Below are 14,635 nucleotides of genomic sequence, written 5' to 3' on the forward strand. Positions count from 1 at the left end.
GTCGCAGCAGGCGCCGAATCCTCAGGCGCGCCGCGTCAGTCCTGCTGCTTCGCACCCTTGCGGGCATCCTGCACGAGCTGGCGCACCTCGGGCTCGGCCGGCACGGCGCCGCCCGCGTCGAGCTGATCCTGCACGGCCTTGACCGCGTCGTCCTCACTGCCGTCCAGCGGGATTGTGAGCCCGCGCTTGAGGAGTTCGCCGTAGTCGGGGGTCCATTCGATAGCCATTGCCCCACCGTGCCAGTCGCGCCTGAGAGCCACCAGAGCGGCCGACCCGTCGCGGTGCGTCACGGGCGCATCTGCCCGCGGTGCGTGACGGGCGGGCTCGTTCGCCCGCCTCGCCCATGACCGACCGCCCGTGCCGTAGCCGACGCGGCCGCCTCACAGGGAACTCTCACGAAAAGCGCGAGCGTCCCCCATTGCTGTACCCCGACCTCAGGCGTAGCGTGCCGCACCTCACCGTGCCGGAGGGGCACGTCCCACATCGATCGAAGGACGCAACCATGTACTTCCACAAGCAGGAGCTGCAGCATGCTGCTACCCCCGACAAGCCTGATGCTGTCTACGCGCGCAAGCTGCAGGAGGTGCTGGGCGGTCAGTACGGAGAGATCACGGTCGCGATGCAGTACCAGTTCCAGGCGTGGAACATGCACATCCCGGGCAAGTACCGAGACCTCGTCTTCGGCATCGGCGCCGAGGAGATGGGCCATGTCGAGATGCTCGCGACAATGATCGCGCAGCTGCTGGAGAAAGCCCCGTTGGGCATCACGGACGAGGCGGTGCAGGCAGATCCCACGGTGGCTGCGGTCGTGGGCGGCACCGACATCCAGCAGGGCATCGTCGCCGGGGCGGGGGCGCGGCCCGTCGATTCGATGGGCAACCCCTGGTCGGGCAGCTTCATCACCGCGAGCGGCAACCTGCTCGCGGACTTCACGTCGAACGCGAATGCGGAGATGCAGGGTCGCACTCAGGTCGCCCGGCTGTATCACATGACCGATGACCACGGCGTGCGCGATCTGCTCTCGTTCCTGCTGGCGCGCGACACCATGCATCAGAACCAGTGGATCGCCGCGGCGCAGGAGCTGCGCGAGGAGGGCTACGAGGAACTGCCGGTACCGAGCAACTTCCCGCAGCAGAAGGAGGCGACGGAGGTGTCGTACCAGTACATCAACTTCAGCGACGGTGCCCAGGCTGGCGACGGCCGCTGGGCAAGCGGACCGTCACCGGATGGGCATGGCGAGTTCTCCTACGTGCCAGAGCCCCAGCCCGGCGTGCCGATGCCGCCGCCCACGGTGCCGGATGCGCGCTGGTACGGCACCACGGCCACGTCCAACACGAAGGAGAAGATCGCTGGCGCGGTGCAGGACAAGCTGCACATGGAGTAGCGGCTGACGTCGCCGTGGACGCGCTGTCGTGGGCGTGCCCGCGTCCGATCCGGTGACCGCGCGCTGCCTGGATCACCGGGTCGACACCTGGCCGTGCAGCTGCTGCTCGATGAGCGTCGCGGCCCGAGCGGCACCGCGCAGAGCCGCAAGGTCTGCCCCGACTGCCGCGGCCCGAGCACGCATCCCGCGTGCCTTGCGCACTGCGGCGCGGAGGCGCTCCGGAGTCAGGCGCGATGGCTGCAGCCGCACGCCGACGCCCGCGTGCTCGACCCGCGCTGCGACCTCCATCTGGTCGCGGCCGTACGGGATCGCGACCACCGGCACCCCGTGCGCTATGGCCTTCTGCGTCACCCCGAGCCCGCCGTGCGTGATGGCCACGATGGCGCGCTCGAGCAGCAGGCTGTGCGGCACGAAGCGCTCGACGCGGGCATTGCGCGGCACGGGGATGCCGATCCGCACCGCATGCGGCATGGTCGCCACCACACTCACGGGCTGGTCGGCCATCGCGACGAGCGCTGCGCGCACGATCCCCGTGTCGCCCTGATAGTCGGCGGAGGTCGTCACGAGCACGAGGGGACGCTCGTCCCGGGCGAGCCACGCGGGTGCCGCCGCAGGTGGCTCCCATGACGTCGGGCCGACGAGCTGCACGCGCGGTGCCCAGTCGTCGTGCGCGTACTCGAACGGGGGCGCGGTGGTGACGAGGGTGAGCGGTGCCCGGCGCACCATCGCGTCGTACGAGTCGACGGGCGGCAGGCCCGCGACTTCGGCGCGCATTGCGTTGAGCATCGGTGTGGCCGAGCGCATTGCCGGATCGAAGATCGCGCGGGTGACCAGGGCATCCCTGACGCGTCCGAGCGGACGCTGGTCGGGAAGCAGCCCTGGTCCATAGGGCGGCCAGCCGCGCGAGCGGAGCGCTGGCGTGTATGTCGCCAGCGACACCCACGGCAGCGCGGAGCGCTCAGCGACCGCAGCGGCACCCCACGTGTTCACATCCGTCAGCAGCAGATCGGGCTGCGAGTGCGCGATCAGCGCGCGCATGTCGGGCGCCTCCCGTCGGCCGCGCTCGCAGAAGGTGGCGCAGTTGGCGCGGAAGCTGTCGAGCACCGTGCGGTCGCGCCAATCGTCCAGCTCGACCGCTTCGACGCTCGGCGCGATCGCATCGGCATCGAAGCCGAGGTCGCGCATCCGACCCACCTCGGTCGAGAGCGTGCGGAGACGGATGCGGTGGCCGCGGCGCTGCAGCTCGAGCAGCACGCCCGCGAACGGCAGCACGTGCCCGAGCGACGGGCTCGTGTATGCCGCAATCGTCGCCATGTACTGGACTCCCCGCCGGTCGTGACGCCCGGTCGCGCTCGCGGCTGACTGTACCCCGGCGCGGGGCGTTCGGCCACTGGTGCACTTGCGCCCGACTGGGGCTGGCGTGCCGCCCCCAGTCGGGCGCAGGTGCACGACTCGGCGGCGGGCAGCTGCGCGCCGCGCGTCGGCTACACGCTCTCGGCCGTGATGCCCTCCGTCGATGCGATGACGTCGCGCATCTTCTTCTCGAACGCCTCGTAGAACATCGACAGCGGGAACTCGTCGTCCATCACGAGGTCGGTCAGCTGGCGCGGCGCGCCGTCGAGCGGCAGCTCGCGCGCGGCCCACTTGGATGCCGGGTGCGGCTCGACGACCGACGAGACGAGCTCGTAGGCGGCCAGCCAGTGCGCGACCTTCGGGCGGTCGATCGACTTCCAGTAGAGCTGCTCGATCGCCTCGCCGAGCTTGTTCACGACATCCGGCACCTCATCCCAGTCGAAGGCGAGCTGCGTGTCGGTCCAGTGCAGCACGCGGTGCTGGTGCAGCCACGCGAAGAGCAGCTGCCCGCCGAGGCCGTCGTAGTTGCGGGTGCGCGAGCCGGTGATCGCGAAGCGGAAGATGCGATCGAAGATGACGGCGTACTGCACGTGCTTGGCGTGCCTCGCGAGCTCGCGGTCGGCATCGGTCGCGTGCTCGTCGGCGGCGATCCGGCGTTCGATCGCGACCGACTCGCGGAAGGCGGTGAGGTCGCAGCGCAGCTCCTCAAGCGAGTAGAGGAAGAACGGCATGCGCTGCTTGATCATGAACGGGTCGAACGGCAGGTCGCCCCGCATGTGCGTGCGGTCGTGGATGAGGTCCCACATGACGAAGGTCTCCTCCGTCAGGCGCTGGTCGTGCAGCAGCTCTGCCGCGTCGGCCGGCAGCTGCAGCTTCGTGACGTCGCACGCCGCCTCGACCACGCGGCGGAATCGTGCCGCCTCGCGGTCCTGGAAGATCGCGCCCCAGGTGAACGAGGGGATCTCGCGCATCGCGACCGTCTCGGGGAAGAGCACCGCCGAGTTGGTGTCGTAGCCGGCCGTGAAGTCGATGAAGCGCAGCGGCACGAACAGCTTGTTCGAGTAATCGCCCGCCTCGAGGTCGGCGATGAACTCGGGCCAGATCACCTCGACGAGCACCGCCTCGACCAGACGCTTCGTGGAGCCGTTCTGCGTGTACATCGGAAAGATCACGAGGTGCTTGAGCCCGTCGATGCGGTGCTGCTGCGGCTGGAACTGCATGAGCGAGTCGAAGAAGTCGGGCTCGCCGAAGCCCGAGGCGGCCCAGCGCTCGAAGTCGATCGCGGCCTGCTCGAGGTACTCGGCGTCGTGCGGGAACTCGGGGGCCATGTCGCGGATGCCCTGCACTAGCTCGGCCACGTGGGTGCGAGCCGCGTCGTGGTCGCCAGGCTCCTCGATCGCACCGTTCTTCGACTGCATCGGCTGCAGCGCGGTGGCGGCCGCCTTGATCTGGAGCCAGGCGGCGTGCTGGCGCAGGTCTGCTGCGGTGGTCTGGGTCATCGTCACGGGAGCCTCCTGGTGGAGTTCGAGGGCCAAGGTGATCGCAGCGCTGCGCGCTCGATCAGTGCGTGTAACCAGCGTAAAGCGCCGCTCGCGCACATATCGTGCGCTCAGGCCCGCCTTTCCTGCCGATTCCGCGCGTGGCGGCCGAGGGTGCCGTCGTCCGCAAGGGAATTGCGCGGGTGCCCGATCCGGCTCTCCGTCCCGGATCGCGCACGCGGGGGCTGCGAGACGAAACCGGGGCTGGCGTGGCCGCAGTGCGACGCATACGCTCAGATATTGGAGCAAACGTGCAGGACTCTGAACCCAGCCAGACGAACGCGGTGCTCGCCACCGCGGTGCCGGTCGCGTCCACCGTGGTGTTGCATGCCGCCATCGCAACCGCGCTCATCGCTGTCGTGAAGCCCGACGTGCCGGACCTCGTGCCCTACTGGATCGTGTCGGTGCTCGGACCCTCCGGCACCTGGGCACTGCTCGTCCTCGGCCGCGTCACCGTCTGGCGGCGGCCCTCCGCGTTCTGGCTCGGTGCGTCGGCGGGTGTTGTCGTCGTGCTCGCGTTCATGGTCTCGTTCTTCCTCATCGTGACACCCGCCTATCTGCGGGGCGTGCCGCTCGCGCTCGTCTACTCCGCCTGGCTGCTGCTCGCGTGCGCGTCGGCGATGGCGATTCTGCTGCGCGCGCTCGGAAGGCATGTCGATCTGCCGCTCGATGCGCCGGATGATGCTACGGACGTCGGCCCGCACGCGGAGCGAGTGCGCGGCGCCGAGCCGGTGCCTCCCGACGAGCAAGGGCTCGAGCGCGACGCAGCGCCGGCATCAGCGTCAACGCCAGGCTCGCGCGACCCTCACGAATCGCCGCGGTCGCGCGACAGCTGACTCAGACCAGCGTCTGCGCGACGAAGAAGCCGATCCAGCATCCGGCTGCGGCGAGCAGCGGGGGCACGATCGCCCAGCGCTGCTTCGTCGCCGCGGCGGCGGCGCCGATCGCGTTGCCGACGATCGTGCTCGCGAGCAGCGAGACCCAGTAGGTCAGCCGTGCCGGACCGTCGCTCGTGCCAGCAGCCTCTGCGGTCTGCGCCAACCCGGCGTCTCCGATCGGCGAGACCAGCAGCAGCGCAACGATGTTGCCGAAGATCAGCACCCACGCGGCGAGCCGCCAGCGATCTGCGCGCGTCCACTCCCGCTGCGGTTCGAGCTCTTCCCACTCCTGGCTCGTCATGACGTCGCCATCAGAAGATCATCGGGCGGTCGTCGTCGAGCTCGGTCTCGAGGTCGAGGTCGACGACCACGGGCACGTGATCGCTCGGCGCATCGCCGGTGCGCTCGTCCCGGTCGATGCTCGCGCGGCCGACCAACCCGGCGAACGCAGGGTTGCCCAGCACGAAATCGATTCGCATGCCCTCGTTCTTGTTCCAGCGGCCGGCCTTGTAGTCCCAGTAGGTGTAGCCGGGAGCGCGGTCACGCACGACGTCGACGAGGCCGGCGTCGAGCATCGCCTGGAACGCATCCCGCTCGGGCTGCGACACGTGCGTCGCGCCGTCGAAGACCCGGATGTCCCACACGTCCGTGTCGAGCGGCGCGATGTTGAAGTCGCCCATCAGCGCGAAGGGTCGCGCGCGCCAGGTGTCCGAGAGATCGGTCAGCGCCCGCAGCCACTCGAGCTTGTAGTCGTAGTGCGCGTGCCCGAGTTCGCGCCCGTTCGGCACGTACAGGCTCCACACCCGGACCCCTTCAACCGTCGCTGCCATCGCGCGCGCCTCTACGACCGGGTCGCCCGAGTTCGCGTAGCCGGGTTGCCCCGGGAAATCGCGCTCGACCTCGCTCATCGGCAGCCGGGATGCGATGGCGACACCGTTCCACTGGTTCAGGCCGTGCGCCTGCACCTCATACCCGGCGGCCTCGAACGCGTCGTAGGGGAACTGCTCGGTCTTGCACTTGATCTCCTGCATCGCGAGCACATCGACGTCGCGGCGCTCCAGCCAGTCGACGATGCGAGCCGCGCGGGCGCGAACGGAGTTGACGTTCCAGGTGGCGATGCGCATGGATCGAGCCTACGTGGCCCACCGGGGCACCAGCATCGGATGCAGCTGCTGCAGCGTGCCCACTGCGCACTTGTGCGGTCGGGTGCAAGATAGAGCGATGGGCATCGCGCGCGAACGCTACCTCCAGGCTCTCGACCTCTTCTCGGCAGAGGCTCGAGCTTCGGCAGACCGGCTGGGTCTGCCGACCTCCTGCAGCGAGTGGTCGATCGCAGATGTCGTGCGCCACGTGACGGGCGTGCAGGCCGATCACGCGGGCGCAGCGCTGCTCGGCCGTGAGCGCACCGAGCAGGACGCGCTGGCCGAGCACCGGTCGGTGACGACGGCATCCTCCGACTGGGAATCCGTCGAGGCGTGGGAGACGCTCGCCGTGCAGCTGCGCACCGCGGCGCACGATGCCGCGGAGGAAGCGTTCGCATCCCTCCCGCTCCCGACGCTCGACATGGCGCTGCACGCGTGGGACATCCGCTGGGGCGCCGTGCGAGTCGGCCTCGCCGCGAACCTCGAGTTCCCCGCAGAGCTCCTGGAGTGGATGGAGGAGTACCGCGAGCGGGCCGACGAGTCGGCGATCCGCGGGCCGGGCATCTTCGAGCCCGCGATCGAGCCACCCGCCGACGCGACCCGCTCCGAGCGCTTCGCCGCCTGGACGGGTCGGCAGCCGCGGGTCGCCTACGTGCCGATGCGCGATCACGCTGCGACGCCGTCGTCCGCGGACGCTGCGAGCGCGATGCCGTCGGCCTCCAGCGCCTGAGCACGCGGTGCTGGCCTCAGCGCGAAGTACGCTGGAGGGGTGACCGCGCGCGACCAGCTGATCCAGCTCATCCGTGACGAAGCCGTCTTCCACGGCGACTTCGTCCTCACCAGCGGCAAGCGCGCGACCTACTACGTCGACCTGCGCAAGCTCTCGCTCGACCATCGCGCCGCGCCGCTGATCGGCGACGTGCTGCTCGACCTGATCGGTGACATCCCGGATGTCGCCGCCGTCGGCGGCCTCACCATGGGCGCCGATCCGCTCGCGAACGCCGTGCTGCACCGCGGCCTGGCGCGCGGCCAGGCGGTGGACGCGTTCGTGGTGCGTAAAGAGCCGAAGGATCATGGCCGCGGGCGCCAGGTCGAGGGGCCGGAGCTCGAGGGCAAGCGCGTCGTCGTGCTCGAGGACACCTCGACGACCGGTGGCAGCCCCATCGCCGCGATCGAGGCGCTGCGCAAGGTCGGCGCAGAGGTCGTCGCGGTCGCGGTGATCGTGGACCGCGCCACCGGCGCGCAGGCAGCGATCGAGGCTGCGGGCGTCGAGTACCGAGCAGCGATCACCCTCGACGACCTGGGCCTCACCCCCCAGTAGCGGCCCCCGTCGGTCGAGGACCGTCTGGCACCCTCCCCGTCGGTCGAGGAGCGCGCGGCGCAGCCGCACGCGTCACGAGACCCCGCGCCCCCGTCGGTCGAGGAGCGTCCGGCGCAGCCGCACGCGTCACGAGACCCGGCCCGCGCCGTCGGTCGAGGAGCGTCCGGCGCAGCCGCACGCGTCACGAGACCCGGCCCGCGCCGTCGGTCGAGGAGCGTCCGGCGCAGCCGCACGCGTCACGAGACCCCCGCCGCAACTGCCACACTGCTATCTGACAAGCAGCGGATGCAGGAGGCGCGATGGGCGGAGTGCTGATCGGCTTCGCCATCATCGGCTTCGTCATCCTGGTCGGCTGGCTGCTCGCACGCTTCCACATCGTGTCGCAGGAGGGCCGCCTGGTGCTCAACCGCACCTCGTTCTTCGCCGCCAGCCCCGCCCTGCTGTTCACGGTGCTCGCGCAGGCCGACGTCGGCCTGCTGTTCTCCGGTGTCCTGGCGGTCGCGCTCATCTCCTTCCTCGTCGTGGCGCTGCTGTACGCCGTCGTCTCGCGCATCTGGCTGACGAAGGACCCGAGCCGGATCGCGCTCGCGGCCACCGCATCCGGCTACAGCAACGTCAACAACATCGGGCTGCCCGTGGCGATCTACGTCATCGGGGATGCCAGCTTCGTCGGCCCCATGCTGCTGCTGCAGCTGCTGCTCCTCGCGCCGCTGCTGCTCGCGACCCTCGACATCCTCACGGCCGGTCGGGCATCGTTCGTCGGCATCGTCACGCAGCCGTTGCGCAACCCGATGCTGATCGGCGCCATCCTGGGCGCGGTGGTGGCGGGGCTTGACATCCAGCTGCCGGCGCCCGTGCTCGCACCGCTCGAGATCCTCGGCGGTGCAGCAGTGCCGCTCATGCTGCTCGCCTTCGGCATCTCGCTCGCCGGCGAGAAGCCGCTGCAGCCGGGCAGCGGCCGCCGTGAGGTCTGGCTGGCGGTGGCGCTGAAGAACGCCGTCATGCCGATCACGGCCTACCTGCTGGCCACCTTCGCCCTCGGCCTCGACCAGGAGCTCGTCTACGCGTGCACCGTGATGGCGGCGCTGCCGAGCGCGCAGAACATGTACCAGTACGCGCTGCGCTACGACCGGGCGACGGTCATCACGCGCGACATCGTGCTGCTGACCACCGTGCTCTCGCTGCCGGTGATGCTCGTCATCGCGTGGGTGCTGCAGCCGACCTAACCCGCCGGCCATTCGGTGATCGGCGGTGCCGGTCGCAGCCTGCCGGTCTCGGGCACCGGCACCTCCCAGAAGCGCCCGGAGGCGGTGACGTCTCCGAAGTCGTCGAGCTTGACCCGGATGCGCGTCGGCGTCAGCTCCACGACCCGCACCCGCACATGCGCCCCGTCGACGTCGAGCAGCCACGGCTGGTCGATCCAGCTGATGGTCTGCGCGTCGAGCGTCTCCTCTGCCGCCAGCCAATCAACGGGCTCCGTGATCGGGCGCCCGAAGAGATCCATCGGCTGGAACGCTTCGTCGACCATGCGCACGAAGCCGACCACCTCGCCGTCTGCACGGCGATGCGGCATCCAATCGGTGGGGATCATGCGTCGACCCTACGGCCAATGTGTCAGGGCACCCCCAGCAACCGCCCCTACCGTGACGGCATGACGCAGACCGAGCCGCAGACGCCCCAGTCGCAGCAGCACCACGCCTGGGCGCAAGTGCCCCCGGATGCTGGCGGAGAGCGTCCGAGTCGCAAGCTCGCGACCATCGCGCTCGTGTTCGCCGTCGTGATGGTGCTTGCCGGAGTCGTTCAGGGCATCGTCATCGCGGTGATGGGTCGCACCGGGGCGTTCGAACTGATGGGCGCCGTCGGGCTCGTCGCATCGGTGGCGGGTGGGTTGCTCGCGCTCGGCGCGGCCGGCTTCGGCATTGCTTCGCTCGCGCGCCGCGAGTCTGCCCGGGCGCTCGCCGGCGCGGCCATCGGAGCCGCAGCGGTCAACCTCGTCGGTCTCGTGGCGGTCCTCGCGCAGACGACCCTCCACGCCGTGCTCTGACAGGCACCGAGCTCGCGCCGCGCCCGAGAGCTACGGCGGCGTAGCGTGGGAGGCATGCGCTGGACTTCGCGCCTCTTCAGGCGCCCGCCGCTCATCGTCAGCGGCGATCGCTTCACGGCCTGGCTGGGCCTCCTTACCGGCTGGGTTGCGGTCGGCTTCGGTGCCGTCGCCGCATCTCGAGCCGCGGGTCTGCTCATCTCGTTCGACGACGGCGCGTGCGGGGCCAACTCGGCGACGGTGTGCCAGATCGCGGGCTGGGGCGGGCTGATGATGGGGCTCGTCGCACTCGCCGGCGGCACGGCCCTGTGGATCCTGATGGCGCGCGGCTTCGGGCCACCGGCCACGTGGTCGGTGCTGCCGATCGCGCTCGCCGCGCTCGCCTTCGCTCCGTTCAGCGCCGCAGCCGGGGTCACGATCGGGTTCGGCTGGCTGGTGCTGGCGCTGGCCGCCGGGGTGCTCGCGACCACGCTCGCGGTGCTGGCCGCGGGCCGCGGCAAGGCGGCACGCGTCGGCTGGATCCGGCTCGACGGACTCGATGCCCGGGAGGTCGCGCAGCGGCCGGTCGATCGGGTCGTCATCCCGCTGGCTGCCGTGATCGCCGCGATCGCGGGCGGCACGTTCGGCGCCCACGCCATCCGGATGCTGTCGGAGGCGTGACGGTCGCGCACGCCCGCGCATCCGCCGACTACACGTCGGTGTGCGGCTCGTCGAGCTCGGACTCGACCGGCTTCTCGCGCACCAGCTGGTGCACGCCATCGAGCATCTCGTCGGGGCGGAACGGGTAGGTCTCGACGATCGCCGGATCGGAGATGCCTGTCATGACGAGCACCGTGTGCAGCCCGGCTTCCATGCCGGCGATGATGTCGGTGTCCATGCGGTCGCCGATCATGCCGGTGTTCTCGCTGTGCGCGCCGATCTTGTTGAGCGCCGAGCGGAACATCATCGGGTTCGGCTTGCCGACGACGTAGGGCACGCGCCCCGTGGCCTCGGTGATGAGCGCATTGATGGCGCCGGTCGCCGGCAGGATGCCGTCGGCGCTCGGGCCGGTCGCATCCGGGTTGGTGGAGATGAAGCGGGCGCCCGCCGCGATGAGCCGAATGGCCTTCGTGATCGCCTCGAAGGAGTAGGAGCGGGTCTCGCCGATCACCACGAAGTCGGGATTCGTGTCGGTCATCGTGAAGCCGATCTCGTGCAGGGCGGTGATGATGCCCGCCTCGCCGATCACGTAGGCCGAGCCGCCCGGGATCTGGTCCTTCAAGAAGTCGGCGGTGGCGAGCGCGCTCGTCCAGATGCGCTCCTCCGGCACGACGAGACCGGATGCGCGCAGTCGCGCCGCGAGATCGCGCGGCGTGAAGATCGAGTTGTTGGTGAGAACGAGGAACTCGGTGCCCTCGTCCTGCCACTGCTGCAGCAGCTCGCGGGCGCCCGGCAGCGGATGCTCCTCGTGGACGAGCACCCCGTCCATGTCGGTGAGCCAGCTCTCGATGTCGGCGCGTGTGCGTGGAGTGGTCATGGGGCCAGGGTACGCGGGGCGCGCCGCGGCCGGGTGGCCCGCCCAGATCATTGCGTCTTGAGCAAATCTCAAGCGAAACTGAGGAAGCCTCTACGCGAACTGTGTTTCGTTCGTTTCAGTTTTAAATTACTTGCGGGCTCCTCAGCGGGCACTGGGCGCTATGGCCTGCCATCCTGAGGTTTGCTCAATACATTTGCTGCAGAAGCAATCCGCACTTGATGTCGCCGACGGTCAGCCGTCGAAGCGCCCAGGGTGATTGCAGAGGTCACGACTCTCCAGGGATGGATTCGCCATGTTCACGCGCACTTCTGCACGCCGCCGCTCGCTCCGAGCGTCGGTCGCCGTGCTTGCGCTCGCGACTGCCATCGTCCTGCCCCTGACGCCCCTCGACGCGAGTGCCGCTCACGCGGTCGCTGCCGATCAGTCCACCGCCGTGGAACCCACCGCGGCACCGGAGCCGACACCCGCACCGGTCGAGCCAGAGGTGCCAGCCGATCCGGCCCCCACCGCCGAGCCGATGCCGAGCGCCGTGCCGGAGCCCACGGAGACGACGGCGTCCGATCCCGCAGAGCCCACCGAGCCCGCCGCGCCGAGCGACGCCGAGGCCCCCGCGTCGCCGGTGCAGACGGCCGCCCCGTCGCCTGTCGCGCAGGCGCGCGTCGCGGCCGCGGCGCCGTCAGCGAGCATCGGCACGATGGCGCTGAACGCGCCCGAGCCCGCGGTCGAGGCACCGTTCCTCCACTGGCGCACCTCACCCGCCCAGTCGGGAGCGACCTTCGAGATCGAGCGGCGCACGCTGACACGCCGTTGGTTCTTCGGCTACTACTGGGAGGAGTCGAACTGGACCGGAGCGGCGACGGTCGCCGACTGCACCGCAGTGGCACAGTGCGCGACGACCGGTGACCTCGATCCCGACCGAGGTGAGTTCCAGGTGACTCACGCCGGCTCCTCGCACCGCATCCCGAACGACACGACGACCACGCGCTACGAGTACCGCGTGCGCCCGGCAGGGGCTCCCTCCGGCTACCAGTGGACCGACACCGAGTGGCGCGTCTCGAGCGCGAACGATCGCATCGACGGCGTCGGAGACCTCGGTACGTTCGAGCTCGGCACCAACTCGGCGCTCTCGTGCACTTCCGGGACCTTCTACTCGCTCGCGACCACCGGTGTGGTGAACCAGGTAACTCGCTCGGGCTCGGGCGCGACGATCACGCAGGTCGGGGAGTTCCCGGGCGTTGCCGCCGGCGCGCAGATGAACTCCCTCGGCATCGGCCTCGGCGGCACCGTGATGTACGCCGCCGAGCGTGCGAGCGGCACCAGCAGCGGCCTCGCGGCGATCCACCGCTACTCCGTCGCGAGCGGCTGGCAGCGGACGGCGCTCTCCAACGTCGCGACCGACACGAGCATCGTGCTCGGTGGCGTGAACCTCGCGGACGGCCGCTACTACTTCGGCGGCTACCGAGTGATCAACGGAACCACGAGCTTCCAGCTCTACGTCTACGACCCGGCGACCGCGGCGGTCACGCCGCGCGGCACCTTCGCGACGAACATGAGCGGCACGAGCAACGGCGACCTCGCCTTCGACCTGTTCGGCAACCTCTATGTCGTGCAGAGCCTGACCGATGGCAACACCCGCATCTACACGGTCACCGCCGCTGCGGTGGCGGCGGGCGGCACCATGCCCGTCAGCTCGTCGCCCGCCTTCGCCGGCCTCAGCGGCACGAACGGCATGGCTTTCGAGGGCGACGGCACCGTCTACCTCGGCACCGGCACGACCGCGCGCATCTACGACCCCTCGACGGGCGCGCTCCGCGCGGGCACCGTCACCACCTCGCTCTCGGCCAGCGGCGACCTGGCCAGCTGCCTCTCGCCCGCGACGCTCACGATCCGCAAGAACGTCGTCGGCCGCGTCGCGAGCGGCGATGCCTTCACGCTCTCGGTGATCCGCGGCGGCACCACGCTCGGCTCCGCGCTCGCCAACGGCCCGGCCACCGGCATCCAGACCGCCCAGGTCGGCCCGCTCACCGCGCTCTCCGGTCAGGCATACACGATCCAGGAGACGATCTCGGCCAACGCCGGCAGCTACACCTCGAGCTACACCTGCGTCGACGAGACGGGCACGACGGTCGCGTCCGGCAGCGCGCGTTCCGGCACCGTGACGATCCCGAACCGCAGCGGTGCGAGCGTCGTCTGCACCTTCCGCAACGCGCCGCTCGTCACGGCGGTCGTCGTGCGCAAGCTCGTCGAGAACATCGCTGGCACCGAGGAGACCCCGGGCGCCGGGTGGAGCCTGACGGCGCGCGCCCAGGCCACGACCGGCACCGTTGCATCGACGCCGACCGCCGGCACACAGACGGCGAACGCCGCGGGCGAGGCCCGCTGGAACCTGCAGTTCGGCGCAGCGACCGCGCGCGCGAGCATCGCGGTCTCCGAGACGCAGCAGCAGGGCTACGCCTTCGTCGAGGGTGCCTGCCTCATCACGACGATCGAGGGCTCGACCTCGACCGTCGCGCTGCCCGACGCTCAGGGAGCGACCCTCACCGGCGTCGCGCCGGGGTCGTCCATCGTGTGCACCATCGTCAACCGCGTTCTGCCGACGACGCTGACGCTCGTGAAGTCGGTGTCCTTCGGCGCCGAGGCCGCGACCAGCTGGACGCTCCGCGCAACCGGTCCCCAGAGCGCGCGCACCGGCCCCAGCGGTGTGACGGGATCGGCGCAGGCGACCGCGGCGATCACGCCCGGCGCGGCATACCGCCTCAGCGAGAGCGGTGGACCCGCCACCTACGTGCAGGCCGGTGCCTGGCGGTGCCTCGACGAGCTCGCCGCGACCGTCGCAGTGACGCCAGCAGGCGATGTCACCGTCGCCCGCTCGGGGGCACAGGTGACCTGCACCGTCACCAACCAGACGGCACGCCTCACGCTGCTGAAGTCGGTCGTGAACGACAATGGCGGCAGCATCACCGCTGCGCAGTTCCCGCTCACGGCGACGCCGGCATCCAGTCCCGTCATCTCGGGCCTGGGCGGCTTCACCGTCACCGGAGCGGGCACCGTCGTGAGCGGCAACACCCGCGAGGTGCGGCCCGGACACGCCTACGCGCTCACCGAGGACATGGGGCAGTACGCCTACCTCGGCCAGTCGATCCAGCGCTACACCGGCCCCGCGAACCCGGCCGCCGCACAGCTCGCGAACGCCGCCAACTGGCAGACCCTCACCGCTGCACAAGCCGCTGCCGTGAGCGTGCCGGCCGGGCAGCACGCGATCTACCGCTTCGTCAACGACGACGCGCCCGCGCTCGCGCTGCCCCTCACCGGCGGCATCGGCGCCGACACCTATCTCTTCGGCGGTGCAGGCGTGCTCCTGCTCGGTCTTCTCACCGCCGCAGCCCTCCTCGTTCGCACGAGGATCCGCTCCAGCCGCGAAGCGCGGCTGACATGAGCTCCACCGAATCCCAGTCACGACAA

Annotated in this window: 15 protein-coding genes; 8 read left to right on the plus strand and 7 right to left on the minus strand. The window is 70.3% G+C overall.

Translation table 11 applies throughout. From position 1 onward, the window contains the following. Window positions 1-35: 35 nt before the first annotated feature. The gene (locus tag ACJJVL_RS12905; RefSeq protein WP_405219269.1) at window positions 36-227 is read right to left on the minus strand and encodes a hypothetical protein; all 192 of its coding nucleotides are present in this window, start codon (window positions 225-227) and stop codon (window positions 36-38) included. A gap of 275 nt (window positions 228-502) precedes the next feature. Here ACJJVL_RS12905 and ACJJVL_RS12910 point away from each other — a divergent pair, with 275 nt between their 5' ends. Then, window positions 503-1,384: a manganese catalase family protein gene (locus ACJJVL_RS12910; RefSeq protein WP_405219271.1), complete on the plus strand. Its 882-nt coding sequence runs from the start codon at window positions 503-505 to the stop codon at window positions 1,382-1,384. Between the two features lie 72 nt (window positions 1,385-1,456). On the opposite strand, the gene ACJJVL_RS12915 is transcribed toward ACJJVL_RS12910, so the two are convergent. Next, a complete protein-coding gene (locus ACJJVL_RS12915) occupies window positions 1,457-2,698 on the minus strand; it encodes a glycosyltransferase (RefSeq protein WP_405219273.1) in 1,242 nt (413 codons plus the stop codon). Window positions 2,699-2,868: 170 nt separating this feature from the next. Next, entirely contained in the window at window positions 2,869-4,236 is a 1,368-nt protein-coding gene (locus ACJJVL_RS12920) for a DUF6421 family protein (protein WP_405219712.1), read from the minus strand. 290 nt (window positions 4,237-4,526) lie between these two features. Here ACJJVL_RS12920 and ACJJVL_RS12925 point away from each other — a divergent pair, with 290 nt between their 5' ends. Further along, entirely contained in the window at window positions 4,527-5,111 is a 585-nt protein-coding gene (locus ACJJVL_RS12925; protein WP_405219275.1) for a hypothetical protein, read from the plus strand. Between the two features lies 1 nt (window position 5,112). On the opposite strand, the gene ACJJVL_RS12930 is transcribed toward ACJJVL_RS12925, so the two are convergent. Together ACJJVL_RS12930 and ACJJVL_RS12935 are read right to left on the minus strand one after the other, a co-directional pair. After that, window positions 5,113-5,454, minus strand: coding sequence for a hypothetical protein (locus ACJJVL_RS12930; protein WP_405219276.1), 342 nt, complete (start codon window positions 5,452-5,454; stop codon window positions 5,113-5,115). Window positions 5,455-5,464: 10 nt separating this feature from the next. Next, window positions 5,465-6,277 carry an exodeoxyribonuclease III gene (locus ACJJVL_RS12935; RefSeq protein WP_405219277.1) on the minus strand — a complete coding sequence of 271 codons (813 nt, stop codon included), beginning with the start codon at window positions 6,275-6,277 and terminating at the stop codon, window positions 5,465-5,467. Window positions 6,278-6,374: 97 nt separating this feature from the next. Between ACJJVL_RS12935 and ACJJVL_RS12940 the strand changes: the two genes are divergently transcribed. From ACJJVL_RS12940 to ACJJVL_RS12950, 3 genes are all read left to right on the plus strand, one after another. Further along, a complete protein-coding gene (locus ACJJVL_RS12940; protein ID WP_405219279.1) occupies window positions 6,375-7,025 on the plus strand; it encodes a hypothetical protein in 651 nt (216 codons plus the stop codon). A gap of 39 nt (window positions 7,026-7,064) precedes the next feature. Then, on the plus strand, window positions 7,065-7,616 hold the full coding sequence (gene pyrE, locus ACJJVL_RS12945; RefSeq protein WP_405219281.1) for an orotate phosphoribosyltransferase: 552 nt from the start codon (window positions 7,065-7,067) through the stop codon (window positions 7,614-7,616). Between the two features lie 299 nt (window positions 7,617-7,915). Further along, entirely contained in the window at window positions 7,916-8,842 is a 927-nt protein-coding gene (locus ACJJVL_RS12950) for an AEC family transporter (RefSeq protein ID WP_405219283.1), read from the plus strand. On the opposite strand, the gene ACJJVL_RS12955 is transcribed toward ACJJVL_RS12950, so the two are convergent. Next, complete coding sequence (locus tag ACJJVL_RS12955) at window positions 8,839-9,207, minus strand: hypothetical protein (protein ID WP_405219285.1); 369 nt, start codon at window positions 9,205-9,207, stop codon at window positions 8,839-8,841. The two genes, ACJJVL_RS12950 and ACJJVL_RS12955, sit on opposite strands and share 4 nt — an antisense overlap. Before the next feature lie 60 nt (window positions 9,208-9,267). Between ACJJVL_RS12955 and ACJJVL_RS12960 the strand changes: the two genes are divergently transcribed. After that, complete coding sequence (locus ACJJVL_RS12960; protein WP_405219287.1) at window positions 9,268-9,660, plus strand: hypothetical protein; 393 nt, start codon at window positions 9,268-9,270, stop codon at window positions 9,658-9,660. A gap of 54 nt (window positions 9,661-9,714) precedes the next feature. After that, window positions 9,715-10,317 (plus strand): hypothetical protein, encoded by a 603-nt coding sequence (locus ACJJVL_RS12965; RefSeq protein ID WP_405219289.1) that lies wholly within the window; start codon window positions 9,715-9,717, stop codon window positions 10,315-10,317. Between the two features lie 28 nt (window positions 10,318-10,345). Here ACJJVL_RS12965 and ACJJVL_RS12970 read toward each other — a convergent pair whose 3' ends face one another. Beyond that, entirely contained in the window at window positions 10,346-11,173 is an 828-nt protein-coding gene (locus tag ACJJVL_RS12970; RefSeq protein WP_405219291.1) for an HAD-IIA family hydrolase, read from the minus strand. Between the two features lie 292 nt (window positions 11,174-11,465). Between ACJJVL_RS12970 and ACJJVL_RS12975 the strand changes: the two genes are divergently transcribed. After that, the gene (locus ACJJVL_RS12975) at window positions 11,466-14,609 is read left to right on the plus strand and encodes a hypothetical protein (RefSeq protein ID WP_405219293.1); all 3,144 of its coding nucleotides are present in this window, start codon (window positions 11,466-11,468) and stop codon (window positions 14,607-14,609) included. The last annotated feature ends 26 nt before the right edge of the window (window positions 14,610-14,635 follow it).

It is taken from the genome of Agrococcus sp. Ld7, assembly GCF_045064095.1.
GTDB lineage: Bacteria > Actinomycetota > Actinomycetes > Actinomycetales > Microbacteriaceae > Agrococcus.